Source organism: Nitrospinaceae bacterium (genome assembly GCA_018669005.1).
Classification (GTDB): domain Bacteria; phylum UBA8248; class UBA8248; order UBA8248; family UBA8248; genus UBA8248.
In genome coordinates this window covers 22,737-47,274 of the sequence record JABJAL010000034.1, presented here as the reverse complement: position 1 = coordinate 47,274, position 24,538 = coordinate 22,737, and the positions used below count along the sequence as shown (strand labels likewise).

Annotated in this window: 25 protein-coding genes; 11 read left to right on the top strand and 14 right to left on the bottom strand. The window is 55.3% G+C overall.

Annotated elements, in window-relative coordinates:
* Positions 1-4: 4 nt before the first annotated feature.
* Complete coding sequence (locus HOJ95_04810) at positions 5-982, bottom strand: amidohydrolase family protein (protein MBT6394004.1); 978 nt, start codon at positions 980-982, stop codon at positions 5-7.
* A gap of 258 nt (positions 983-1,240) precedes the next feature.
* Between HOJ95_04810 and HOJ95_04805 the strand changes: the two genes are divergently transcribed.
* The 3 genes from HOJ95_04805 (at position 1,241) to HOJ95_04795 (ending at position 4,067) form a co-directional block, all read left to right on the top strand.
* Positions 1,241-2,011 carry an enoyl-CoA hydratase/isomerase family protein gene (locus HOJ95_04805; protein ID MBT6394003.1) on the top strand — a complete coding sequence of 257 codons (771 nt, stop codon included), beginning with the start codon at positions 1,241-1,243 and terminating at the stop codon, positions 2,009-2,011.
* Between the two features lie 56 nt (positions 2,012-2,067).
* Entirely contained in the window at positions 2,068-3,126 is a 1,059-nt protein-coding gene (locus HOJ95_04800) for a Gfo/Idh/MocA family oxidoreductase (GenBank protein ID MBT6394002.1), read from the top strand.
* Between the two features lie 65 nt (positions 3,127-3,191).
* Positions 3,192-4,067, top strand: coding sequence for an NAD(P)-dependent oxidoreductase (locus HOJ95_04795; GenBank protein ID MBT6394001.1), 876 nt, complete (start codon positions 3,192-3,194; stop codon positions 4,065-4,067).
* Between the two features lie 207 nt (positions 4,068-4,274).
* Here HOJ95_04795 and HOJ95_04790 read toward each other — a convergent pair whose 3' ends face one another.
* Entirely contained in the window at positions 4,275-5,942 is a 1,668-nt protein-coding gene (locus tag HOJ95_04790) for a thiamine pyrophosphate-binding protein (protein ID MBT6394000.1), read from the bottom strand.
* A gap of 207 nt (positions 5,943-6,149) precedes the next feature.
* Between HOJ95_04790 and HOJ95_04785 the strand changes: the two genes are divergently transcribed.
* Entirely contained in the window at positions 6,150-6,530 is a 381-nt protein-coding gene (locus HOJ95_04785) for a hypothetical protein (protein ID MBT6393999.1), read from the top strand.
* A 13-nt stretch (positions 6,531-6,543) separates the two neighbouring features.
* Here the strand turns inward: HOJ95_04785 and HOJ95_04780 are convergent, their stop codons facing one another.
* The 11 genes from HOJ95_04780 to HOJ95_04730 form a co-directional block, all read right to left on the bottom strand.
* Positions 6,544-7,566, bottom strand: a complete 1,023-nt coding sequence (locus HOJ95_04780) for a lysophospholipid acyltransferase family protein (protein ID MBT6393998.1) — start codon at positions 7,564-7,566, stop codon at positions 6,544-6,546.
* Entirely contained in the window at positions 7,563-8,858 is a 1,296-nt protein-coding gene (locus HOJ95_04775; GenBank protein MBT6393997.1) for a hypothetical protein, read from the bottom strand. Before HOJ95_04775 ends, HOJ95_04780 begins: the two co-directional genes overlap by 4 nt.
* A 13-nt stretch (positions 8,859-8,871) precedes the next feature.
* Positions 8,872-9,327 carry a beta-hydroxyacyl-ACP dehydratase gene (locus tag HOJ95_04770; GenBank protein ID MBT6393996.1) on the bottom strand — a complete coding sequence of 152 codons (456 nt, stop codon included), beginning with the start codon at positions 9,325-9,327 and terminating at the stop codon, positions 8,872-8,874.
* A gap of 15 nt (positions 9,328-9,342) precedes the next feature.
* Positions 9,343-9,750, bottom strand: coding sequence for a holo-ACP synthase (gene acpS / locus HOJ95_04765; GenBank protein MBT6393995.1), 408 nt, complete (start codon positions 9,748-9,750; stop codon positions 9,343-9,345).
* A 16-nt stretch (positions 9,751-9,766) separates the two neighbouring features.
* Complete coding sequence (locus tag HOJ95_04760; protein ID MBT6393994.1) at positions 9,767-10,513, bottom strand: beta-ketoacyl-ACP reductase; 747 nt, start codon at positions 10,511-10,513, stop codon at positions 9,767-9,769.
* 6 nt (positions 10,514-10,519) lie between these two features.
* Complete coding sequence (locus HOJ95_04755; GenBank protein MBT6393993.1) at positions 10,520-11,794, bottom strand: beta-ketoacyl-[acyl-carrier-protein] synthase family protein; 1,275 nt, start codon at positions 11,792-11,794, stop codon at positions 10,520-10,522.
* The gene (locus HOJ95_04750; GenBank protein ID MBT6393992.1) at positions 11,788-12,249 is read right to left on the bottom strand and encodes a hypothetical protein; all 462 of its coding nucleotides are present in this window, start codon (positions 12,247-12,249) and stop codon (positions 11,788-11,790) included. Before HOJ95_04750 ends, HOJ95_04755 begins: the two co-directional genes overlap by 7 nt.
* Before the next feature lie 39 nt (positions 12,250-12,288).
* Positions 12,289-13,527 carry a hypothetical protein gene (locus tag HOJ95_04745; GenBank protein MBT6393991.1) on the bottom strand — a complete coding sequence of 413 codons (1,239 nt, stop codon included), beginning with the start codon at positions 13,525-13,527 and terminating at the stop codon, positions 12,289-12,291.
* A 5-nt stretch (positions 13,528-13,532) separates the two neighbouring features.
* A complete protein-coding gene (locus tag HOJ95_04740; protein ID MBT6393990.1) occupies positions 13,533-14,843 on the bottom strand; it encodes a beta-ketoacyl-[acyl-carrier-protein] synthase family protein in 1,311 nt (436 codons plus the stop codon).
* Positions 14,844-14,882: 39 nt separating this feature from the next.
* Positions 14,883-15,440, bottom strand: coding sequence for a hypothetical protein (locus HOJ95_04735; GenBank protein MBT6393989.1), 558 nt, complete (start codon positions 15,438-15,440; stop codon positions 14,883-14,885).
* A gap of 154 nt (positions 15,441-15,594) precedes the next feature.
* Entirely contained in the window at positions 15,595-16,395 is an 801-nt protein-coding gene (locus HOJ95_04730) for an SDR family oxidoreductase (protein ID MBT6393988.1), read from the bottom strand.
* A gap of 291 nt (positions 16,396-16,686) precedes the next feature.
* Here HOJ95_04730 and HOJ95_04725 point away from each other — a divergent pair, with 291 nt between their 5' ends.
* Positions 16,687-17,577: a PAC2 family protein gene (locus tag HOJ95_04725; GenBank protein MBT6393987.1), complete on the top strand. Its 891-nt coding sequence runs from the start codon at positions 16,687-16,689 to the stop codon at positions 17,575-17,577.
* A gap of 128 nt (positions 17,578-17,705) precedes the next feature.
* On the opposite strand, the gene HOJ95_04720 is transcribed toward HOJ95_04725, so the two are convergent.
* Positions 17,706-18,317: a response regulator gene (locus HOJ95_04720; GenBank protein MBT6393986.1), complete on the bottom strand. Its 612-nt coding sequence runs from the start codon at positions 18,315-18,317 to the stop codon at positions 17,706-17,708.
* 333 nt (positions 18,318-18,650) lie between these two features.
* Here HOJ95_04720 and HOJ95_04715 point away from each other — a divergent pair, with 333 nt between their 5' ends.
* The 6 genes from HOJ95_04715 (at position 18,651) to HOJ95_04690 (ending at position 24,535) form a co-directional block, all read left to right on the top strand.
* Entirely contained in the window at positions 18,651-19,100 is a 450-nt protein-coding gene (locus tag HOJ95_04715) for a D-tyrosyl-tRNA(Tyr) deacylase (GenBank protein MBT6393985.1), read from the top strand.
* Positions 19,100-20,026: a TIGR02757 family protein gene (locus HOJ95_04710; GenBank protein ID MBT6393984.1), complete on the top strand. Its 927-nt coding sequence runs from the start codon at positions 19,100-19,102 to the stop codon at positions 20,024-20,026. Before HOJ95_04715 ends, HOJ95_04710 begins: the two co-directional genes overlap by 1 nt.
* A gap of 85 nt (positions 20,027-20,111) precedes the next feature.
* Positions 20,112-21,017, top strand: coding sequence for an NAD(+)/NADH kinase (locus HOJ95_04705; GenBank protein MBT6393983.1), 906 nt, complete (start codon positions 20,112-20,114; stop codon positions 21,015-21,017).
* A 7-nt stretch (positions 21,018-21,024) separates the two neighbouring features.
* On the top strand, positions 21,025-22,761 hold the full coding sequence (recN, locus tag HOJ95_04700; GenBank protein ID MBT6393982.1) for a DNA repair protein RecN: 1,737 nt from the start codon (positions 21,025-21,027) through the stop codon (positions 22,759-22,761).
* Positions 22,761-23,429, top strand: a complete 669-nt coding sequence (locus HOJ95_04695; GenBank protein MBT6393981.1) for an MOSC domain-containing protein — start codon at positions 22,761-22,763, stop codon at positions 23,427-23,429. The genes recN and HOJ95_04695 overlap by 1 nt, the downstream gene beginning before the upstream one ends.
* On the top strand, positions 23,426-24,535 hold the full coding sequence (locus HOJ95_04690) for a hypothetical protein (GenBank protein MBT6393980.1): 1,110 nt from the start codon (positions 23,426-23,428) through the stop codon (positions 24,533-24,535). Before HOJ95_04695 ends, HOJ95_04690 begins: the two co-directional genes overlap by 4 nt.
* Positions 24,536-24,538 lie beyond the last annotated feature (3 nt).

Here is a 24,538-nt window from a genome sequence, read left to right as displayed (position 1 = left end):
CCGCCTAGATTTCGAAAAACTTTTTCGCCGTACCACTCCAGATTTTATCGGCGTCGGGCTCTGAGAGTCCCAACTCCCCGACAATCTTCACATGCGCCTCAACGGGCACCCAGGGGGCGTCCGAGGCAAACATGAGCCGGTCGGCACCCATTTCCTGAAGCGCGAGGCTGAGCGCCGTTGTGGAATGTGCTACGGCATCAGTGTGAATGCGCTCGAAATAATGACTCGGTGCATGGGAGATGTTGTCCCGTGGGCCCGGGCGGTTGCTCGAAAGACGGTCCACCCGGCCAATGAGAAGCGGCAGCGTTGCCCCGCCGTGAGGCAGGAGCACCTTGAGCCTGGGGTGGCACTCCATGATGCCCGAGAAAATGAGCCGAAGCGCGGCGATGCTTTCATCGAAGAGAAATCCAACCAGGGGTCCTAGCCAGTAGTCCGCATAAACGGCACCAGCGGGCGAGGGCCCCGGATGCAGAACGAGCGGGACATTGCGCTCGGCCAACAACGCCCAGACGGGGGCGAAGGCGGGATCGTCGAGGGGGCGCTTTCCACCGATGAAGGCGAATACCTGAAGGGCGATGAAACCTAGTTCGTCGATGCATCGCTCAAGCTCCCGGCAGGTCGCGTCGATGTCGCCAAAACCAAGGTTGGCAAATCCTTTGAAGCGATCCGGGTGCTTCGCAACGGCCTCGGCGATGCCGTCATTTCCGATGCGCGCCAGCTCGTCGGCGTCCTTGGGGTCCGCCGCGAGATCGGGGCCCGGAATATTGAGGCTGATCAATGCCAAATCGATATTATGCGCATCCATCTCTTCAATTTTAAGCCCGATATCCAGTATCGAGGGGGCCATCGGCAGCCGGGCATGCGTGGTGCCCTGGGCAAACCAGCTATCGCCCTCCCGCTCGAAGAAGGGATAATCTGAACGTTCGGCAAGGGCCTTCACATAACCGTCCGGCATATGGTGCGTCTGGACATCAATGCGCATATCGGTCTCCTGAATTCAAGATAAGATCGGATTTTCCGGGTTCCCCCCAGATTATCGGTCTCTTCGGGATGCCGCGCAAACATAAAATTAACGCCAGAATCAAGAGACTTCCGAGTCTTGACCTATGCCAAATACCCGATACAATTTTCTCATTCCGGGAAACCGCTTCGTTCCTGACACCTCTGCTGGCTGGCACGCCCTCGATGGTTGCCGATTTCCGGCCCGCAGGCACTTTTCTCGCAACGAAAAGGCACCTAAATGCTCGAACCCGTCGATAACCTAAGTTGGGACATCAGCGACCACATCGCCACACTCACCATCGACCGGCCCGAGAAGCGAAACGCGATGACCGACACCATGTATAGAGGAATGCGGCGCTGGCTTTTTACGTTGGACGAGTCGCCCGAGGTGCGGGTGATTATTGTCCGCGGTGAGGGACCCACTTTCTGCGCGGGCTCTGACGTGAGTTCATTTGGTGACAAATCCGGGCCCGAGCGGGAACGCCACTTCGGCTACACCGCCGATTTTTTCCTGGCCTTCTCCCAGATCAGCAAACCTGTTATTGCGGCCCCCCAGGGCTACGCGCTAGGCGGCGGAACAGCGCTGACGGCGGCGGCAGACTTTGCTGTCGCCGAGGAGGAAGCCTTATTCGGCGTTCCCGAGATTAAGCTTGGCTTCTGGCCCTGCACCATCATGCCCCCGGTGATTCGCGCCGTGGGTGCGCGCCGGGCGTATGAGTTATTCGTCACAGGTCGCCGCTTCGGCGCGGCGGAGGCCGTCGCCATGGGCCTTGTGACTAAGACCACGCCAGCCGGGCAATTCGAGGACGAACTAACCGCCTTCGCCACCCAGATCGCCGAGACAAGCCCGTATGCCGTTCAGATGGGCAAGCGGGCGTTTTATGAAATCGAGGGAATCGAGTACAACAAAGCCGTTCGCCTCATGAGCAAACTCATGCCCAATCTTCTCGAATCAGAGGATGCGAAGGAGGGCATCGCGGCTTTTTTTAAAAAGCGCAAACCAGAATGACATGACTGGCAGTCCGATGAACCGAACTAATCACTTTCATTTTATAGGGGAGAAACATGGAATCCACAGGCGTAGCAGTCATCGGAGCGGGCGGGATCGGCACACTCAGGGCCCACTCATGCTCTCAGATACCCCAGGTCGATTACCTGGCCATCTGCGACAAGGTGCCCGAAAAACTCGACACTCTCTCTGAGGCCGTCGGTGCGGACATGGCAACAACAAATTTCGAGGAGGCCATTCGAAGCGATCGCGTGGGCGCGGTCATTATATCAACCGATGAGGAATACCATCACGCCCCGGCCGCCCTTGCGGCCGAACTCGGCAAGCCTGTCCTGATCGAAAAACCATTTGTTCTTGATCTAGACGAGGCAGACGACATTTTGGCCAAAGCCGAAAAAAGCGGCGCCGAGATTTTCGTGGGCTACACCCAGCGCTTCCGCCGCCGCTACCTACACGCCAAACAGGCCGCCATGTCGGGACAGCTTGGCAACATTGTCATGGCGATGGGAAAAATCTACGTCACCCGCGCCGTCGGCGAGGCCGTCGCCCGCCGTTCACCAAACACCACGCCGTCAATCAACACCCTGACCTACATGGTTGATCTTATCCTTTGGTACATGGAGGGGAAAAAACCGGTCGAAGTCTATGCCAAGGCGGCGAGCTTTGTTTTCAAACCCTACAACCGAGATGATTTCCAGTGGCTGATCGTTACCTTTGACGACGGGAGCGTCGCCACCCTGGGGACAAGCTGGCTGCCTCCTCATCACTGGCCTGCTTACACAGCATCGATGGAAATCGACCTTCAGGGGACTGAGGGAACGCTCAACATCGACGATGCGCACCGGGACGTTGTTCTTGCAACGGGCCAACCAATCCCCTGCCCCTACACCCCGGAGCACGAAGTAAACGTCGCCTTCCTCGGCTCGGCAATGCCAGGCGATTTCATGCTGGGCGAATTCTTTGGGCCGATGAAAGAAGAATCCGATGCCTTCATCCGCCACGTCCTGGGCATCGGCGGAGTTGGCCTCTGCACCGGGGCAGACGCCCGGCAAGTACTCGAACTGACAATGGCCTCGGATCGTTCGGTTAAGGAGGGTAAAGCCGTCACCCTTTAGAACAAAGAACCATCAATTGGAAATTAACTGTAAAACCTTGAACTAAATTATAAGGAGCTATTGAGGTGGGCGAGAAACTTGGAATGATCGGATTAGGGAAAATGGGCCTTGCGCTCTCAAAGGAGTTTCTTGCAGACGGACACGAGATGCTCGGCTACGACGTTGATGAGGGCCGGATGAAAATGCTCGAGGGGCTGGGCGGGAAACGCGCCGCATCGGCCAAAGAAATTGCCGAACAGTGCGACATCACCTTCTCAATTCTCCTGAAGGAAGCCCACATCGAGGAAAATACGTTCGGGCCAAATGGTATCGTCGCGGCCGGAAAGAAGGGTTTAATTCACGTCGAAATGAGCACCATGAAACCCGCCTTTCAGGCAGATATGGGCAAGCGTCTCGCCACCACGGGCATCAAAATGCTTGACGCACCGATATCAGGTTCTCATCCCCGCGTGGCCTCACGCCAGATTTCGATGATGGTGGGTGGGGTTAAAGAGGCCTTTGACCGAGTATATCCGATACTCGACTCGATCACCTCAAGCGTTGTCCACATGGGAGAAAACGGCAAAGGCGCGACCATGAAGGTCGTCACCAATTTATTTGTTAATTCCTGCACGGCCTTGATATGCGAAATGCTTTTGACCGGTCGGCGAGCAGGTCTTGATGACGATGCGATGATGGAGTGCCTGCGGGCAAGCACCGTAAAGGGCACGATGCTGGAAAATGCCGCTCCTCGAATTATGAACCGCGATTGGGAAGCTCGTGGCGCGGTCGAAATATTCGTTAAGGACATGGGCCTTGCCATTGATCTGGCGAAAGAAAACGGTGTGGAACTCCAGGTCGTCCCTGCGGCTCGAAAAATGTTCCAGCGCGCAGAAGCTGCCGGATGGGGCAAGGACGATGCCGCCCGCGTCTTTGAGGTATACGAAGGCAAAGACAAGTAAACACTACTCTTAAAAAAAAACAGGAAGGATGGTGGCCATCGCACCACCATCCTTCCTGCGCCTTAAGACTAAACCCACGCTTTCCCCAAGCATATTAAAATATTCATCCGAACATATACCTGGCGTATTCAGCAAAGACTATGTCGCTACTACTCGGCTTTTTCTCAAAAAAACACCTTACTTCAAGAGTCCGCCCGAACGAGTTCTCTAACTCAGCGATGCGCCCGGCGAAAGAGCGTCGATGTCAGTCATAACCTCGACGAGGGCGGGCCTTCCTGCGGCAAAAGCCTTGTCCATCGCTGGCGCAATGTCCTCAGGTTTTTCCACGCGAATGGCAAAGGCACCCATGTCCTCGGCAATTTTAGTGAGGTTAACGTCTGTGAACTTCCACATCGTACCCCACTGATCCGAGGGATTCCCATCGTAGGCTTTCGTGTAAACGCCGATCTCCTGATTCATCGATTTGTTGTTGTTCACAACCGTCACCGAGTTGATTCCGAAGCGCACGGCCGTTTCCATCTCCTGGAGGTGATACCAATAGCCGCCGTCGCCGGTGAAACAGACGACCGGCCTATCCGGGAAAGCACACTTGGCCCCGAGCGAGGCAGGAAAGCCCCAGCCAAGAGAGCCTGCGCATCGGATGATGTCCCATTTCGTGGAGTCCATCCACAACTGCTGGGAAAGCCACATCGCCGAGTGTCCGGTATCGCTAACGACCAAAACATCCTCGGGCAGGCAATCGCTAAGCTCTTTGAGGACACGCTCCGGGCGCATCGGTGTGGCGTCAGAGTTTCGATACGGCTCAATCTCGGCCCGCCAGTCGGCCACCATCTTCTGCACCTCGGCCACCCAGGAACCCGCCTCTCTCTTATTCACTGCGCCAACCAGAGCCTCAACCGTCACTTTCGCATCACCCAAAACCGAAACCGAGTTCGGGTAGTTGCGCCCAAGATCGTTCGCGTCGATGCCAATTTGAATTATTTCGGTACCAGGCTTGGGCAGCTTCCAAAAATGGGTAAGCTGACCTCCTACCTCGGAACCAATGAACAGCACCAAATCTGAGGCGAGCATTGCTTTATTCGAGCAGCTTCTCGAATACGTACCCGGCACACCGCAATAGAGCGGATGGTTCTCCGGGGTGAGCGCCATCGCACCGGTTGAATTCAAGATGGGAATCTGAAGCTTCTCTGCGAGTGCAGTGATCTCGGCTCCCGCGCCCGACACCCGGGCACCGCCGCCAGCCACGATAATCGGTCTTGCGGCCGCCTGGAGGCGCTCGGCCACTTTTTCGACATCCGCTATGTCAGGTCGGGGCCGGTAGGCGGGAATGCTCGTGTGGCGCTCCTCGACGATGACTTCTTGATCGATAATATCGCGCTCGATCTCGCCGTGGTTGCCGTAGAACTGAAGGTTAACCGGACCCGGGTTTCCCGATGTCGCCTCACGGAAAGCCTGCCGCATCATATCGGGGATGCGATCTGCAGTATCAATCTGATAGTTCGCCTTGGTTGTGCACTCGAACATCGAAAAATCATCAATCTCTTGATAGGGGAAGCGATATTTCTGCTCGGAAAAGCGCCCACCAACGAGGGAGATGACCGGGCTGTGCGCCATATGGGCGTCTCTGAGCCCGGCAGCGAGGTTCGAGGCCCCAATCGCCTGGGCTCCACAGATACCAGGTTTGCCCGAAGCGCGTGCATAGCCGTCCGCCATATAAACAGCAGCCTTCTCTCCGTGGGTCATAATCCGCCGGATAGGATAGTCATCCATAAGCGCCAGCGTGTGGCTCAGCATCGAGGGCATGAAAAAATACGTGCTCACACCGTAGGCTTTCATAATTTCACACAAATACCGCGCACCTGACATTTCAGTCATTTCTAGCTCCTTGCAAGAGACCTCCAGCCTAAAACCATCGACCGGAACAAATATAAAAATTCGGTTGGACTTTTCCAGATGATAGAATTATCCGCCTTCCCCGGCATTTCGTCCACCTACGGAATGAATTTTCGGACGAGAACACCCACCATCTATGATAAAATTATGTAAGTTAAATCAGACCTATTTTTTTGTTTGAGGTTTCTGGTGCGCTATCTCGTCAGGGCTTTCGTCATAAAAGGCAAAGAGCGGGCACTGCTTGAGGCGGTCGAGTCAGGCTCTCTGGGCAAGGGCTCCATCGCCTACCCCACCTACATCAAATGCATGAAGAGCGCACGCCTCTTGGATAACGGTCAGGTACGCTGGATAGAGCCTTGTTATTGCCGAGAGGCGTTCGGCCCCGGCGGAGAGCTACTAGAGGAGCTTCCCTATTGGCGAGAATATTTCGAGGATTTCGACATTCGCTACACCACGACGCTCGAAAAATGCGAAGGCTATCCTAGTTGCGGAAGCTGTGAGTGCACTGAAAAGCTTGAGGGAAAGCTTGAAGTCATGGACAACCGTTTTTTCACAGCATTAAAAAAATAGCAAAAATACCAGCTTAATCGTTTTTTTCTTCTTTTTCTTTTTCCGCAAGAAATTCTGCCGATCGCCCCCAAAGTTTCGTTAGCTTCCAGCGATCGTGCAGCCACAAATATTGATCCGGGCATTTACGGACAAACTTTTCAATCTCTACGTTCATAAGCGTCGTCAGCCGCTCGATCTCAACAAGCGATTCCGCCTCTGTGTCGGGCACAATCGGGTCGCTCAAAAGCACCTCATATGCTCCTCCTCCAGGCTTTCGCACACAAGCAACCAGCATAATCGGGCGACCAAAGGAAATGGCGAGGGCAGCAGGTCCCGTCGTGGTGCTCGCTGGTTTCCCGAAAAACGGCACGTCGATTCCCTTCATCCCGGCATGCTGATCCGCCAGCAGACCAACCGATCTTCCCTTTCGTAGTGCTGTCCTGAGGTAGAAGAGCGCATTTCGCTTTGCAAGAATCTCTTGCCCTGAACCTGAGCGCATCTCGAATAGATGTTTTTCTAGTTTCGGATTGTCGAGAGGTCTCACAACAACCGTCACTGGTATTCGCGCAATTGTGGCACCGTGCACGATAAGCTCCCAGTTACCCAAATGAGGCACTACGAAAATGCACCCACCCGCCTCATCGTGCAGCTGCCTCGCTTGATCGAAAACAGACTCCACCCCATCGATCATCCGGCGAACTTCCTTTTCCGCGTCATCGATTCGAAAACGGTAGAGATACTTGACGCTTTCAAGCCCGGTCAGCACAAACGAGCGACAACTCGCCCGCGCCATACGGGCCCGCTCGTCCTCGCTCATGTCTGGAAATGCGATTTCAAGATTATTCAGAAGAATTTTTCGGCGACGTGGAGCTAGCTGGAAAACAGCAGCCCCGACAAGTCTGGCGAGGATATTACACAACCAGAGCGGGATCCATCGAATGATCGAGAGGGCACCAAAGACAGCGAAAAATTCAGCATTCTGCTGAAGGGGGCTTTTATCCTTGCTACGGCGTCGTTTTTTGCGGGGCTTCGCGGCCCGCCCGACTACCGGACTCACGGTGCCGATAAAAGTGTGGCGGAAGACTGGCCGCCAAGGCCATGACTCAGCGAAAGAAACGAGTCCCCCTCGATCACTCTTTCCTCGGCAGCGATATCGAGATTGTCGAATTCTTTTTCAGCCGTCTCGAAGCCCAGGGTAGGTGGAAGAGCACCCTCCCGGAGCGCCTTGAGACCGAGAATCATTTCACCCACATCACTAGCCGAACCCATGTGGCCCGTATGGGGTTTCCAGGCTGCAAGGGGCACTTCGCTCCCGCTCAGAAATTCCTTGAGCGCCCGCATTTCGGCGCGATCTCCCTTTTTGGTGCCGCTCCCATGCGGAAGGACAAAAGAAAGGTCGGTGGGGGACTTATCGCCCTCGCCCATCGCCGCCCGGCTCGCTCGGCTGACAGAATCGCCTGGCACCGAGATATGGGCACCCGACGAAACTTCCTGAAAATTTCCCGTGCCCAGTATTCTTCCAATTGGTTTTGCGCCTCGCGCCTCTGCAACCTCCGCCACCTCTAGCACCAGAGCAGCAGCCCCCTCGGACGGGAAAAACCCATCGCGCCGCCTGTCCAGTGGCCTGAACGAGTCGACTCCATCGTGGGCTCTGGAAAGTATTCCCAGTCCGTCAAGTTCGAAACGAATCAACGCGCTGATCCAGCACCCGCAACCCACCACCAGGCCGAGATCCGCCTTCCCCCAGCGAAGAGCCCGATCACAACCCTCAAGAGCTTGCGCACCACACGAGGACAGGCTCGCAATGCTCCCGTTCGTGCCCATAATTTCGTAGCTCGCCGTTAGGAAGCTGAAAAGATTATTCGCCAGCCCTTCCAGCAGATAAAACGGGTTCACCTGATGTAGCGCCACCTCGTTCAACTCCTCTGGATCGGGAAGACCCCAATAGGGACCAGCGGTCTCGGCAAAGGACTGGTAAAAATCGAGATACTCAAGACGTGTGTAGTCACCAGAGCCGACATAAAGCGATTTTCGCTCAGGCGGCATGGACAGCAAATCAACACCTGCGCTCTCAATCGCCTCTGCGGCCGCGTGGAGCCCAAGGATCGAGGAGCGGTTCAGAAATTTCCTCTGGCTGTTGAGATTGGGCGGCACCTCTGGCGGCTCTTCATGACCTGCCACCGTGCCGAAATAGAGAAAGTTATCGGGAAACGGGGCCGCATTCTGCTGAGGCTGTCGAACGACGCCGCGCCGCCCGGACCGAAGCCCCTCCCAATTCGCATCGACGCCAGCCCCAAGAGGGGAGAGCATCCCGGCACCCGTAATCCAGACTTCCCTGCCTTCCATCATATCAACCGCTCTTTTAAGAGAGTGTTATTTCTCGATTTAATATTTTAAAAAGGTGCGCCTGCTCAGCAGGATCTTCATAGTCTTTGAGATCAACCATCCTACCGGCAAAATCTACCACCACTTTTCGCTCGCCCTCTACCTGGGCAAGACCCTTGTAGAGAGCAAGCCCTTCATCTTCCCCGGCTGCCTCGACTCTGAGTTCAATCTGGTCGCCCGGCAGGGCGAAACCGTAATATTTAACCGTCTTAACCTGCTCAAGAAGAAACCATCTGGAAAAATCAGAACTCGCCGCCTCAAGCCATCCTGTTAGTTGAACGAGCGCCTCAAGAATCATCGAGCCAGGCATCACAGGAAAGCGCGGAAAGTGAAATTCCAAGAAATCCTCGCTCATGGTGACGTTCTTGACGCCTACCATGGTGGCTCCGCGCTCCCATGAAGTCACGCGATCAACCAGCAAATAGCGCATCATGCTCCTCCCGCATTGTTATTCTTCCTCAACGCCCGCGGCTGCGCCTAGCATCATCACCGTCGCTACAGCGAAACTATCGGCGTGGCTAATCGAAACCGTCACCTGATCAATCTTGAGCCGCATTCGCATTTTCTCCATCGACCCGTGCAGAAGGAGAGTAGGTTTGCCCGAGGGCGTGGATTCCACTTCAATCTCCTGAAAACGACCGATGGCGCCGAATCCACCCATTCCCACCCCGAAGGCTTTGAGGCATGCCTCCTTGGCCGCAAAGCGCCCAGCTAAATGCGGATACGGATCGGGCCGAGAATTGCAATATGCCAGTTCGGCCTCCGTAAAAATATCTTTTCCGAAAGCCCCTTGGCGATCATGCGCCACCTTAATCCGATCAATCTCTATTAAATCAACGCCCTGATACAAACGCACTCTAATTCTCCGCTCCTCAACCGATGTGCATGCCGCCGTCAACTGTAATCGCCTCGCCATTGATGTAGCTCGACGCCGACGAGGAGAGAAATACGACAATACCGGCAATATCTTCTGGCTGCCCGAACCGTTTCGAAGGAATTCGCTCCATAATTTTATCGCCCGCGTGTTTTCGGGCAACCTCGCTCATGTCGGTTTCAATCATACCGGGCAAAACGGCGTTGAAGCGCAGCCCGCGCCCGCTCATTTCAGCCGCGCAGGCCCGTGTGAATGAAATCACCCCCGCCTTGGCGGCGGCATAGTTCGTCTGCCCGCCACCACTCATGATTCCAATGATCGAGGAAATATTCACGACACACCCTGTGCGCGCGCGCATCATAATCTCGGCCGCCATTTTCGTGCAGTTGTAAACGCCATTCAGGCTCACCCCGATAACTTTATCCCAGTCGGCAGGCTTCATACGTAGCAAAAGCGTGTCCTTGATGACACCTGCGTTGTTCACCAGAATATCCAGCGTGCCAAAATCCTCCTTCACCTTCTCGAACATGGCCTCGACCTGCTCGAATGAGGAGACATCCGCCTGATAGCACTCGGCCCGGCCACCGGCCTTTTCAATTTCGGCCTTCACCTCCTCGGACGCTTCTTGCGAGGCGCTGTAGTTGATCGCCACCTGTGCGCCCGACGCCGCGAGCGCCAGAGCGCACGCACGCCCTATGCCGCGCCCGCCTCCGGTTACAAGCGCCACCTTTCCGCTCAAATCAATGTTCATCTATGCCGCCTTTCTGACAACGAGAGTCACGTTCTGGCCACCAAAACCAAACGAGTTCGATATCGCGGCGGGAACCGCCATCTTGCGTGACTCGTTCGGGACATAATCAAGATCGCACTTGCGATCAGGGTTTTCCAGATTCAGAGTGGGATGCACTTCATCGCGAGCCACGCTGAGCGTGGTGAATATCAACTCGGGCGCACCGCAGGCCGCAATAAGATGGCCAATCATCGACTTGCTCGAACTGATAGCGAGTTTTTCCGCCCAAGGGCCGAACACCTCTTTAATCGCCAGCGTCTCGGCTGGATCATTAAGCTTCGTTCCCGTCCCATGGGCATTTACATAAGCGATATCCTCGGGGGCCATCCCAGCATCACGAAGCGCCTCACTCATCGAGCGTGCAGCGCCCCTTCCCTTTGGATCGGGCGCTGTCACCTGATAGGCATCCATGCTCGACCCGTAGCCAGACAGTTTGGCATAGACCCTCGCCCCGCGCCGAGAGGCATGCTCGGCTGACTCAAGAACCAGCACCCCGGCCCCCTCGCCAACCACCAGGCCCGAGCGTCTCCTGTCAAAGGGGCGACAAAGATTCTCAGGTGGGGCGTCGGTGGTCGTCGCTGCGCCAAGGAGTAGAAAAATCGCCATCCCGACAGGATGGATCATCGAGTCCGCCCCGCCGCAGAGGATAACGTCGGCCTCTCCCCGGCGAATCATACGCATGCCAAGGCCAATGGCCTGCCCGGCTGCTGCGCAAGCTGAAGTCATCGTAGCCGATGGGCCTCTGAAGCCGGCCCACTTAGAAATCAGCGAGGTGGCCCGCTCTGGCGGATTTCGAAAATATCCCGCTGGATGGGTCTTCTCGATCTCGACCGCAAAACGGGTAGTATCAAATTTATCATCCTCGCCAATCCAGGCAGCAAAATCCTCTAGGCGATAGGAACTTAATCCGGTTCCCATCAGCACGCCCGAGCGCACAGGATCTGCCTCTCCTAGTGCCAATCCCGCATCCTCAAGTGCACTCTGCGCGGCATCGAGGGCGAACAGCACACGCCGCTCCCCCTCGCCAGCGTATTCCTCCGGAAGCCGCTCTTTGAGAGCGGCGAGTTCCTCCAGCGACACCTCGCCCGCCCCCGCGATGGGAAGACGCCCGGCCTCGAAAGAAGAAACCGCTCGCGCACCAGATTCACCCCGAAGCGCTTTGCTCCATGCGGTCTCCAAATCTGAACCGAGGGCTGTCACCATGCCCATACCGGTGATGTGAACTTCGCTCACGATGCCTCCCAGTCCCAGCGGGGCTCAAGCCAGCCCAAATGGCGAAACCGTTGGGCCGTTTCCTCAGGATATGGCTCTTTGAAATGTGGAAACAAAAATCGATCCGCGCTCGCAATCGTCTCGCCATCGCGCTCCACCCACGCACGGCACCGGCTCCAGCGTTTATCGGTGTCGAGTATTTCACCGTGAATATCCACCGTCGTCCCCGCCCGAAGGTCGATGGGCACCTTGACGTTGTTGATAAGCGAAATTACGCAGGCCGTCTCACATTTGTGGGTATAGACAATGAGCCAGCCCGTGATCTGAGCCATGGCTTCGATCAGAATCGAGCCCGGAATCAGAGGCGCTCGGGTAAAATGCCCCTTGAGATAGGCCTCGGACAACGGGAACGTCTTTACCCCGCTGACTCGCTTTCCGCTCTCAACCTCGGTGATGCGATCAAAGTAGAGGAACCGCAAATCTCTCTCCTCGGATAAAACAATGACCAGATAATCGTTTCATGCCGCGCTAGCACAAAACGCCGCACATGAGCCCTCAAATCCTCTCGACAAAACTAGCGCCCTTTTCATTTCGGCGGCCACGGGAACATCCGAAAACTCAAGGGCATCCTGCCCCATCTCGCCCACCCCCGGGCTCGGCAATACAACACCCTCACCCAGCGCTCGGAGCGCCAGCAACAAATCCACAATTGGCGAGGCCCCTAAAAGATGACCAAGGGCGCCCTTTGTCGCAAGTGCGTACGGGCGGCGCGCGCCAAATACACTTAACAACGCCGCAGCCTCGGCCTCATCCTCATCGGGATGTCCCGCACCGTGAACCACCACGAGGTCCACATCGCCAGGGCTTAATCCAGCCGATCCTAGCGCCACGCCAATCGAATCCTTAATCGCCTCTTTGAGCCCTGCACCTTCATCGAGAGCGGTGGCTCGACCCCACCCTCTCAAAAATCCCATGCTAGCAGCCCCTCTCGCCGCTGCGGCCTTCCCGGACTCAATCAACAAAACGCCTGCGCCCTCTCCCAGTGCAGCGACACCAGCACCCGAAAAAGGACGGGGAAATTGACCATCACCTGATACAGGCAAGAATCCACGATTGATATAGCGGGCAACGGAGCGAGCCGAAACAGATGGGCTCACCCCGGCGGCCAGCGCGACCCCCGCCTTTTCCTCTCGCAAGGACTCGGCTGCCTCAATCAAGGCCCGACTAGCGGCCTCAGGTCCCGGGCTGAATGTTCCGTTCTCGCCCCGCAAATCGAACTGAATCGCCACCTGACAGAACCCAATGGCATTGAGCATTCCGAGCGGCCAGAGCGGCGGAATTTGCGCCATCCCCTCGTCATAAAATTTATCCAAATCAACGCCGCCCTCCTTGCGCGCGGACAGCGCAGCGGAAACGAGATCGCCCTCCTCAGGGTCTACCGAATCCATTCCGGCAAAAAAAGCTGTCTCCTCGCCGCCAATGTCTTTACCTGATTTTTTAATCGCCTCGGATACCGTAGCGAGCAACATGTGGGTTTGATGCCCCATGATTCGTGCGGCGCGTCGATCAGCACCAAGTTCCTCAGGGTCAATGGCAGCACATCGCGCCGAGGCTATCGGCGCAAAACCCGAGAGGCCGGGATCAACATCCAGGGCGAGAAAACTTTCACCCTTACAAAGCGACTCCCATGCGACGTCCACACCTCTTCCCGCCGCAGAGACTATTCCGCCTCCTGTGACGGCAAAAGTAGTAGACATCGAGTTCACTCACCCTCGTAGCGGCCAAAGCAAAGCGAGGCATTTTGTCCGCCGAAACCAAAGCTGTTCGACAAGACAACCCGGTGCTCGGAGGGACGCATTTCATTAGGAACATAATCCAGATCGCACTTCGGGTCCGGGTTCTCGTAGTTAATTGTGGGAAGAATCTCCGAGCGGCGCATTCCTTCAAGAGAGAAGATTGCCTCAACTGCGCCCGCCGCTCCAATAGTGTGCCCGACCATTGATTTGTTCGAACTTATCGGAATGCTACTCGCCCTATCGCCGAACACTTGTTTAATCGCAGTCGTTTCGGTGAGATCATTTTTAGGAGTCGATGTACCGTGCGCATTAATGTAATCCACATCTTCGATAGAAATGCCTGCATCAGCGAGCGCCCCACGCATCGCAAGAACGGCTCCGGCTCCCTTGGGGTGCATGTCAGTAATGCGAAAAGCATCAGCCGAATCGCCGTAGCCTAGCACCTCGCCCAAAATTGGCGCTTTTCGTGCCAGCGCGTGTTCAAGTTCCTCAAGCACTAAAGAGCCAGCGCCCTCAGACATGACAAAACCGTTTCGCCGCCGGTCGAAGGGGCGCGAGGCCATCTGTGGCGTTTCGTACTTTTCAACAAGCGCTGTCAGGAGAACGAAACCAAAAAAACCGGCATAGGAGATCGCAGATTCACAACCACCCGCGATCATCGCATCCGCCTTCCCGTCGCGAATCAAGCGAAGTGCCTCGCCCACTGCCTGCCCACCCGCCGCGCAGGCCGAGCAAACCGAAATCGTCGGTCCTTGGGCATCAAACCCTGTCGCCACTACAGAAGTGGCCACATCTATTTTTCGCCGATAGAACTGAAGGAAATCGTAGCCACCCGAATTAAATAGCTCGCTGAAGTCCCAATGGCCCTCCCAGGGGGAGCCACCACCCGGGCGCCACTGGCGGAATAGTTGAATCATCTGGGGAATATCAGGGTGCTCGCCATGCGATCCGATCGCGACCCCAATGCGAGAGCGATCAGCAATCTCGCTAAGGCGAGCGTGGCTCGCGGACTCTCCCGTAGCTGTAAGCATCATCCGGACGCCACGCGTGGCAAATTTTAGAAGTTTGCGGTGGGAGGGCACCTCGCGTGCCTCAATCCAGGCGTCGTCCACTTCACCAGCAATTTGACAGGGCAGCTTCGCCGGGTCGAAAAGGCGGATATAGTCGATGCCGGATTTTCCCTCGCGCGCCGCATCGAAACTGGAGGCAACATCTCCCCCGAGGGGAGTCATCATCCCGTAGCCGGTAACTACGACACGTTTTTGGGGCCGTGCCATCGAGGGCAACTCCCGAGGTAAAACAGGGCGGCGAGTGAACTAGAAGATTTGTTTTTCTTCCTGGAGAGATTTCAGCCAGTTCTGGATCACATCATCGCCGCTGGGCAACACAGGGGCTTTGCCGGTTTCAGAGCAGACAATGTGAGTGCCGTCCTCCGTTTTCCAGTCCACCCCGGCAGGGCTCTTGTCCGGCAAGTGGGCAAGAATGTCACCAACACCCGCTGCAAGCGTTCGGGAGGTAACGAGGGCCGGAAGTTCATCGACAGGGGTTCCCGGATCGAGATCGTTCGCCGCCTCAGTCAGGCGCAACTTTAGAATTTCGACACCCTTTTCAGTGACATCGTTGTTCTCATCTATTGCCACACCCTCGCCAAACATTTCCTCGACATGCTCAAGAACAAAGCTGCGGGCCATTTTGATACCGAAGACCTGCTCTAGCCGAAAATTCACATCGAGAAAATCAAGAGACAGGACATCCAGATCTTCCACAAGCGAGCTATCCGGGGTAATCGTGTCCTTGTCCACACCGGTGGTGTGAACGATTGCGTCGAAGACTTCCTGCATGATCCGCTCTTCACTGATCATGTTCTGCGCCATTTGTTTCTCCTCGTGCCTCTTATGAATGTCCTATTATCAAAGGGATAAGACAACCGCCCGGACCCCATATCAATATCAACCATGACATTAGACCTGCATTAAAACGCTCTGCCCGGCAATGTGCAACTTCGGGACCGGGGGAGGCAAGAATGCATCATCCTGGGGGGGATGGCCAGAGTAGGCGGTTGCTCACACCCTTGTCGGCCACCACCGTCTGCCCCCGTATGACCCCGCTCGCTGGCCCCAACAGATACTGGACCACCCCGGCAACCTCCTCGGGCGATAGAAAAAACCGCTCAGGCAGGTTCTCCAGGTCCGGGTTCACCATCCGGAGCGTCTTGAACGAATCCGTCATCACCAGACCGGCACAAACAGCGTTCACCGAAATGCCCTGCTCGCCCCAGCTTTCTGCCCAATACTTCACGGCTGACTCCATCGCCGCCTTCATCGAGCCTAATGGATAGTCCGGATTAACAAACCGGCTTCCCAGGCTCGAAAGAAACACAACGGCCCCACCCCGCCTGGAAAGAGGGGCAATCGCCTTCTGCATGCAAAAAACGTTGCCCAAGTAATTCGTATCTACCAGTTGGCGGAGATCGCGCTCCAAAAGTTTTTCCCACGGCTTAAAAGGAGCGCGGGCGGCGTTGAGCACAAGAAAATCTAGGCGACCAAATTCTTCTTCGGCCCTGGTGAATAGGGCCTCGACCGCATCTTTTTTTGCAATATCAGCAGGAACCGCTATGGCGCGTACGCCCTCCGCCTCAGCTTCGCGGCACAACTCTTCGGCCATTTTACCCGAGCGACCCCGGCCCTCGCGGTGATTGATCACCAAATCCACCCCCGCCCGGGCAAGGCATCTCGCCACGGCCGCGCCAATACCTCGCGAGGCACCAGTGATCAAAGCAACCTTGCCCTGAAAATGCGATTCAGTTTCATTCAAGGTATTCACTGGCAAACCTTACCTTCGCCGTTTATAACGGCGGGGTTTATCACACAGGCGGGAACTAATGTAGCGTGGGTCATAAAATACCCACTCGAGCACGAAAAAATCTTCCTCGGATTAGCTGCCCTGTTTATAGCATCCGGGCGCTAAGCTATCAATTATAATAACTTTGGGCCGATTACAATGGTTTTTCAGCAGGTTTGAAAATTAGGCTTTGAATCCTCTCGCCTAGAAGTTTAGAATATCCTCATAAGATTAGTTTCGAAATTCTGTCCAATCCTTCCCAGCCGCCGAGGACGACCGATGGAATATCTTAAAATTCAAGAGATACCGGAACTCAGAAACCCCACCCTGGTGCTAGCCTTTTCGGGGTGGAACGACGCCAGTAGTGCCGCGACAACTGCAGCGACCTATATCTCAGAGGAACTTGGGGGCTCGGAGTTCGCCTCCATCGACTCTGATTATTTCCACAATTTCCAAGACGCTCGTCCCTTGGTGAGCTTGGACGCTGAAGGACAACGCCAGATTACCTGGCCCACAAATACATTTTATGCTTGCCGCACCCCTCAACTAGCAAACGATTTAATCTTCTTTGTCGGAGTCGAACCTCATCTTCAGTGGCAATTATTCACGAGAATGATTCATTCCCTCGCACAAAAGTGCGACGTCAGGATGGCCGTGACATTGGGCGCGCTCCTCGCCGACGTCTATCACAGAAGCGAGGTACGCATCACCGGCTCCTCGACCAATATCGAGCTCGCTACCCGATTGGGCCTCAAACGATCGGGCTATGAAGGCCCCACCGGGATCGTCGGCATCCTGAATAATCTGTTCCGCGATGAGAACCTGCCTGCCGTGAGCGTCTGGGCGAACGTCCCTCACTACGTCAACGTTTCGCCAAATCCTAAGGCAGCTCTAGCCCTAGTCCGCCGCCTGAACGAATTTCTCCAAATCGAAGTTAGTGTTTCTGAGTTGGAAATGGGCTCCATCGATTTCGACGATAAGGTTGATCAGGCCCTCGAATCGAACAAGGCAGTAAAAGAGTATGTGGAGGAACTCAAACTCCGGAGCGAGGATGAGAACGAGGATGAGGACCCCTCGGGAGGCCTGCCCTCGGGAGAAGATCTAGCTCGTGAGGTCGAGCGGTTTCTGCGCGAGCGTGGTCGAGGCAAAGATTCGGGCGAGGACAACTAACTCTCTGAATCAGGAAACCCTGCCACAATCAACAAATAATCCTGAAATTTGTATGTCGCTTTTTATGAAAAGACCGCCAAGCGCAGAAAACCCGCTAATCCTTAACTCACGATACTTAAAACGGTTGCCTAGGAAGAGGTCCCGGAAACTCTTGACTCCACTGATTGGCGAACCAAGTCTCTGATTTGCGCCGTATCGGCCGGCTTCTGGAGGAAGTGCGAGGCGCCCAGGTTCATGATCCGCTCTTTATGACTGGGATCGTCCAGGCCTGTTATGGCAATTATCGTTGTATTCGAGCCGCCGCCACTTTGTTTAATCTGGCGGCAAACCTCAAAACCATCCACTCCGGGAAGCATCAAGTCGAGCAAAACAACATCGGGTTTGTTATTGGCATATAACAACCCGGCCCGGAACCCATCGTGAGCTATCTCAATTTCATACTCTGAGTTATCCAAAAGCAAGATATCCCGGATCAACTCAGTGAAATTCTTTTCATCATCGACCACAAGCACCTTTGGCGGACCAGTGCGCTCGTTGAAAATATGCGGGATATTCCTTGACTCAAGGAAAGCCATGAGATCTTCACGAAGAACACGTCGATGGCCACCCGGTGTCCTGTAGGCACGGAGCCATTCTTTGTCGATCCAGTTTTGGATCGTTACAGGAGTCACATCACATATCTCGGCCACTTCAAAAGTCGTAAACGCTTTTTTCGAAGCCAACTTTTCGGGAATTGCCACCTTTAATCTCCCAAGCTACAAATGGTAAAGATAATGATACCTTACCGTTTTTAGGAATTCAATTGTAAATTCCTTTTTTCATTGGACTTATACTACATGATTGAACATGACAGTTTCAAGAGGCCAAAGACTAGAAACTGGAAAAATTTAATTAATTCAAATAATTAAACGGAGCTCTTTTTCCTTTAATTTTCAATTATCCTGAGCCCTATCATCAACTATTCAATCAAAAATCGAGGTAAATGAATTTATGTAATCCTCAATCTTTGATAAAATGGAACACTTGAGATCATCTGGCAATTCAAAATATTCTTGCTAGAAAGAGGCATTCCTATGCTGGCCGTCATTCAACGTGTCCGAAATTCCAGCGTGAGCGTCTCCGGCGAAGTCGTAGGCAAAATCGGGCCGGGCATTATGATTCTCATCGGGGTGGGGCCCGAGGACACCGAAAAAGAGGTGCACTACCTCGCCGATAAGAGCGTCCATCTTCGAATCTTTCCTGACGAGGGAGGCAAAATGAACCGCTCGCTCCTCGACTCAGGGGGCGAAATGCTCATCATCAGTCAGTTCACCCTCTACGGTGATTGCCGGAAAGGAAGACGCCCCTCTTTCACTGGCGCCGCTCCACCTGAATTGGCAAAAAAGTTGATCGAGCAATTCGTCGCCGAGGTTGGAAAACTCGGCGTGACCACCGCCACGGGTAGATTTGGCGCCATGATGGATGTTGAATTAATCAACGATGGGCCCGTTACCCTGATACTCGATTCGAGCGGGGCGTTCTAATGCCCCTTCGTCCCGCAAATGTGTCCGCCGTCAAATCCCGGCTCGATGCCCTGATGAAAACCTATGGGCCCTTCTTCCTAGACTCAGACCCCCTTGGACTAGTGCATCGCTATCCACGCAGGGATGACCGCGAAGTTGCCGCTTTCATCGCGCAGGCGCTTGCCTTCGGGAATGCAAAGGCGGTGCGAACCAGCCTGGGCCGTGTTTATGAACGTCTTGGTGAACAACCTGCCGAGACCCTGCGCAGCTTTCAAATCGAAAAGAACCGAAATCTTTTCAAGGGAATCGTCCACCGCTGGATCTGTGCCGACGACCTATCTCGCTTTGCCCACATGACGGGAGAGGCGCTTCGAGAATGGGGCTCACTCGAGACCATATTCATGCTCAACTACAACTCCAGCGCGGCCACGCTAGCGAGCGCGCTGGCTGCCTTCCGGGGGAGGCTACTATCTCTTGCCCCCGGCGGCGCGTCGAAAAAAGGTTTTTCCTATCTCCTACCCGACCCCACAAGAGGGGGTGCAAGCAAGCGCATGAATCTTTTCTTGAAATGGATGATTCGACAGGAAGACGGAGTGGACCTTGGCCTCTGGAAGGGACCACGATCCGATCAGCTCACCATTCCGCTCGACACCCATATCGCGAGAATCGGTCGCCTCCTGGGTCTGACCGATCGAAAAACACCGAACCTTAAAATGGCCGAAGAGATTACAGACTCCCTCAGGCTCCTGTGTCCCGACGATCCGACGCGCTACGATTTCGCGATATCACGCCTCGGCATCCTGGGTCACTGCCCAAGCCGCCCGGATGTAAGCATTTGCACCGAATGCCCGCTTCAAGACATCTGCCGCCATTGGCAAGGGGAATCAAGGCGTAAAACCCGTCAAAAACCCAAACGCCCCGCTCCTGCAGGCGGCGCCATTCGTTAACCCCAGTTATTTGGTTGCGGCGCACCCTCGAGATTGGGATACTCTCGATCCTTGGCTTTATTATGTAAAAGGGAGACACCGGATCGTGGCCGATTCATTTCAAAAAATTGCGCTTATGACATGGCCCACTGCGCTTACCCAGGAGGTGGATTTATCCTCTGTCGTAAACTGGCTCCGAGACAAGGATTTTGAAATCGTCCTGGACAAGGCAACCGCCGGGCAAATAGGTGCCTCCTGCGGCCTTGACCAGCAAAAGGCTATCGCGGACGCCGACTTGATTATCGTTGTAGGCGGAGACGGCTCGATGCTGAGAACCGCTCATCTCCTAGGCAAAAATGCGCCACCTCTTCTGGGCATCAATGCCGGCCACCTTGGTTTTCTAGCAGACGTTCCCGGCTCCGACGCCATTCCCGCGCTTGAAGACATTCTCATCAAAGGAAATTATGTGACCGAAACGAGAATGCGTCTTCGGCCTTCAGCCCAGAAAAATGGATCAAACATACCGTTGACGGACGTTCTGAACGATGTCGTTCTCACCTCCGGCCCTCTGGCGCGAATGGTGGAATTTCAAATCTCGGTGGACGGAAAGCAGGTTGGTATATTCCGAGCGGACGGTCTAATAATCGCCACCCCTACTGGCTCGACCGCCTATTCGCTCTCGGCGGGGGGGCCCCTTCTGATGCCGGATCTCAACGTCATGCTCATCAACCCCATTTGCCCGCACACGTTAAGCAACCGCCCGCTCGTCGTCCCGGCCGAGGCGAGCGTGGAGGCGATGATCTTCACCGACGCCGATGATGAGGACCGCGAAATACTTCTTACTATTGATGGACAACACGGTTGCAATCTTGGCTCTTCTGATTATCTTCACGTAAGCTTGAGTCCGGACCCTATTCGCCTGGTGCGCCCGTCGGGATCAGACTTCTTCGAGATTCTCCGGGACAAGCTCCTTTGGGAGACGCACCCGCGCGGCGGAAAAAACGGGTCATGAGGACGCCATGCTTCGATTAATGCGAATCTCGGATTTCGCAATCATCGACTCGCTTGAGGTGAGCTTCGGAGCGGGACTGAACGTACTTACTGGCGAGACCGGCGCGGGAAAATCAATCATATTCGAAGCCCTTCACCTCACCCTCGGCGGCAGGGCAAGCGCCGATCTCGTCCGCTCGGGCGCAAAAGACGCCGTAGTCGAGAGTCTTTTCGAGCTTCCCGACACACCCGGCGGGGCCGCTGCCCGCGCTACACTTGAGGAAGCTGGCATCGACATTTCCAAAGAGGGTGAATTGATCGTGCGCCGAAAAATTTCTGCAAGCGGGAGGAGTCGCATATATCTGAACGGAGCCCTCTCGACTGCCGCAACGCTTTCCTCTATCGCCGACGCTCTAGTCAACATCCACGGTCAGCACGCCCAGCAAACCCTCCTGAAACCCTCGGCGCATTTGGGCCTTCTCGACGATTTCGCTGGGCTCTCCGATGAGAGATCCGCTCTGGGGCACCTTGCCGCCGAACTTAGGGAAGTGGAGGCCGAATTAGAGACACACCGCACAGGAGCAAGAGAGCGTGCCCAGCGCGCCGACCTTCTCCGATTTCAAGTCGAGGAGCTTGATCGCGCCGCAATTTCGTCAGGCGAACTCGAAGAGATCGAAGCCGAGCTTCCCCGCCTTCGCAACGCTGGGCGCCTCGGCGCCCTCGGCCAGGGTATATATGAAATGCTTTATGGGGCAGAAGGTTCGGTCATCGAACAACTTGGTGAATCCATTCGAAATTTAGAGCAACTTGTCGAGTTGGATCCCTCGCAGGCCCCTCTACAAGAGATGGCCGCCTCCGCGCGGGCCGAAGTGGAATCGCTTGCCGACTCGGTGCGAGATTATTTCGGCGGTATCGAGCTCGACCCCGAGCGCCTCGAAATCCTTGAAGTCAGGCGAACCCTTCTCCGCGAACTCGTACGTAAATACGGCAACGATGAAGAAGAGTGTCTCGAATATCTAAATAACGCCCGCTCGGAGCTTTCCGCCATTTCGGATGAAGAGGGCACAGAGGCCCACCTTCTAGAAGCGTCCGAGAAATTGCGGAGCGAAGTCTCTCGCCGATGCCATGTCATCTCCCAAAAACGCCAGAAAACCTCGACTGATCTCGATAAAGGGATGAAAAAAGCAATGGCCGATCTTGGCTTGAGCGACGCAGTTCTTGAGACCAAGGTTTCCCAACACGCCGCCCTCGAAGGGGCCGTTGAGATCAAGGGCGAGCGGTTCGAACTGCGCTCGGGGGGCATCGACATGTGCGAGTTCTTCTTCTCCCCGAACGCAGGCGAGACACCGCGCCCGCTGGCACGAATTGCCTCGGGCGGAGAGCTGTCCCGCCTCATGCTTGCGCTCGAATCCGTCCTCCGGCGCGGCGACATGATACCCACCTTGATTTTCGATGAAGTGGACGCTGGCATCGGCGGTGGAATAGCCGAGGTCGTAGGCAGAAAGCTCCAGGAAGTCTCTGCAGATCATCAAGTCCTCGTCATCACCCACCTTCCCCAGGTTGCCTGCCTGGGCGACCAACATTTCCGGATCGAAAAGCATACCGCCTCGGGACGCACCGCCACCTCTATCGAGCCAATTGAAGGAGAGGCCCGCATCGAGGAAATTGCGCGCATGGGCGCCGGACTCGAAGTGACCGCAGCAGCCATCAAACACGCCGAGGAAATGCTAAAGGCTGGAAAAAGAAAGATTGAAACTACGGCTTAATGATGAAGCTTCTCTCCGTCAACGTCGCTAAACCCCGGGCGGTTTTTCACAATGATCAGCCTGTCCACACCGGAATTTTCAAAATACCCGTCAAGGGTCGCGCAATGATGCGAAGCCTTAACATCGACGGCGACGGACAGGCGGACCTCAAAAATCACGGCGGGGAATACAAGGCTGTCTACACCTACGACATCCAAAACTACGCGCACTGGGAAAAAGAACTCCGGCGAGACGATTTTACTTTTGGCCAGTTTGGCGAAAACCTTACCACTGAGGGTATGACTGAGGATGAAGTATTCATTGGCGATATTTTTCGAATCGGGGGCGCGGTGGCTGAGGTGAGCCAGCCTCGAAACCCTTGCTTTAAGCTCGGGATTTCAATGGCGGACAAGAGCTTCGTTGGTAAATTTTTCAATAGCGGGTTGCTCGGAATTTATCTCCGCGTTATCGAAGAAGGGGAAATCGGCGCTGGCGACGCCATCGAGCGCATCGAGGCAGGACCCGAGCAAATTACTGTCCGAGAAATGGCCCGGCTTAGAAATTTCGGCGAAGGTGATTTGGAATTAACGAGGCGGGCATTGCGCATCTCCGCTCTCGCACCAGAGATTAAAGAACAATTCAAAATTCGTTTGGAAAAAGAAAATCAACCAACCAAAGATGCCGAATGAAAACATTTTGCAACCTCGCAGTAGATCTCGCTCTTGTTCTTCTTCTCGCAGGATGCTCGGGCGAGGGTGACACTTCAGTCCCAGGCCCAATGACCGCCAACCGGCACGGCCACACCGCCACGCTTCTCGACTCGGGACGCGTTTTTATTGCAGCCGGCCTAACAAAATCTGACCCACTCGGCTCAATCGAGTTCTACGGCATCGTCGAGGAGCGATTTATGGCGCTCCCTGTGTCAGGCCTTAGTCCGAGGGGTTGGCACCGTGCAGCTAAACTTAAGGACGGGAAAATCCTCATCACAGGTGGATGGACCCACGGTAACCTCGCCCTGCGCGAGGCCGCGATAATTCCCCCGGCGGGAGGCACTCCCATTCTCCTCAAAATGAAATCCGCGCGCTTTGACCACACCATCACTCCACTCAAGGATGGCAGCTTTTTGATTGCTGGAGGAAACGATTCTAAACGCGCCGTCCGCGACATGGAAATTTTCTCGCCCCTGGGCAACATGTTTTCTAGCACCCGCCCATTGTATGCCGCACGCCAGCAACACACCGCCACCCTGCTGGAAAATGGAACCGTACTCATAGTGGGCGGTGCCCGCGGCCCCGGCGAGCGCTATGCCGAGATTTATCATCCAGCCCGGCAACGGACCACGCTGGTGAAAAAGGCGCTATCAATCTCGCGAAGCCGTCACACGGCAACACGCCTGCCCGGAGGACGGGTGCTTCTTGTCGGTGGACTCGGGCCAGCAGGAACACTCGACACCGCCGAAATTTATGACCCGGGCGCTTCTTCGTTTAATTTACTCAAGGCAAAGCTGAACACCTCTCGGCAACAACACACCGCCACACGGCTCCCGGACGGACGAGTGCTCATTATCGGGGGCTGGGGCAAGGGCAAAACCCTTTTGAGCGGAGAGATTTTTGATCCAAAGGGGGAATGTTTCTTACCGCTGGGCTCATCGCTACGCTTTGAGAGAAGGCTCCACACGGCGACCCTGCTCCCCGATGGGAGGGTGCTCATCGTCGGCGGCGCCTCGGACATCGAAGTCCTCGACTCGGCCGAATTGCTCAAAATTCCGCCGCGCGGCAGTGGGTGCAAAAAATAAATG

Bases quoted from the DNA above. Each gene is read 5' to 3' on its own strand.
- HOJ95_04810 (MBT6394004.1), bottom strand. From the start codon at position 982: ATGCGCATTGATGTCCAGACGCACCATATGCCGGACGGTTATGTGAAG.
- HOJ95_04805 (MBT6394003.1), top strand. From the start codon at position 1,241: ATGCTCGAACCCGTCGATAACCTAAGTTGGGACATCAGCGACCACATC.
- HOJ95_04800 (MBT6394002.1), top strand. From the start codon at position 2,068: ATGGAATCCACAGGCGTAGCAGTCATCGGAGCGGGCGGGATCGGCACA.
- HOJ95_04790 (MBT6394000.1), bottom strand. From the start codon at position 5,942: ATGACTGAAATGTCAGGTGCGCGGTATTTGTGTGAAATTATGAAAGCC.
- HOJ95_04775 (MBT6393997.1), bottom strand. From the start codon at position 8,858: ATGATGGAAGGCAGGGAAGTCTGGATTACGGGTGCCGGGATGCTCTCC.
- HOJ95_04770 (MBT6393996.1), bottom strand. From the start codon at position 9,327: ATGATGCGCTATTTGCTGGTTGATCGCGTGACTTCATGGGAGCGCGGA.
- HOJ95_04745 (MBT6393991.1), bottom strand. From the start codon at position 13,527: ATGTCTACTACTTTTGCCGTCACAGGAGGCGGAATAGTCTCTGCGGCG.
- HOJ95_04740 (MBT6393990.1), bottom strand. From the start codon at position 14,843: ATGGCACGGCCCCAAAAACGTGTCGTAGTTACCGGCTACGGGATGATG.
- HOJ95_04735 (MBT6393989.1), bottom strand. From the start codon at position 15,440: ATGGCGCAGAACATGATCAGTGAAGAGCGGATCATGCAGGAAGTCTTC.
- HOJ95_04725 (MBT6393987.1), top strand. From the start codon at position 16,687: ATGGAATATCTTAAAATTCAAGAGATACCGGAACTCAGAAACCCCACC.
- HOJ95_04715 (MBT6393985.1), top strand. From the start codon at position 18,651: ATGCTGGCCGTCATTCAACGTGTCCGAAATTCCAGCGTGAGCGTCTCC.
- HOJ95_04710 (MBT6393984.1), top strand. From the start codon at position 19,100: ATGCCCCTTCGTCCCGCAAATGTGTCCGCCGTCAAATCCCGGCTCGAT.
- recN (MBT6393982.1), top strand. From the start codon at position 21,025: ATGCTTCGATTAATGCGAATCTCGGATTTCGCAATCATCGACTCGCTT.
- HOJ95_04695 (MBT6393981.1), top strand. From the start codon at position 22,761: ATGATGAAGCTTCTCTCCGTCAACGTCGCTAAACCCCGGGCGGTTTTT.
- HOJ95_04690 (MBT6393980.1), top strand. From the start codon at position 23,426: ATGAAAACATTTTGCAACCTCGCAGTAGATCTCGCTCTTGTTCTTCTT.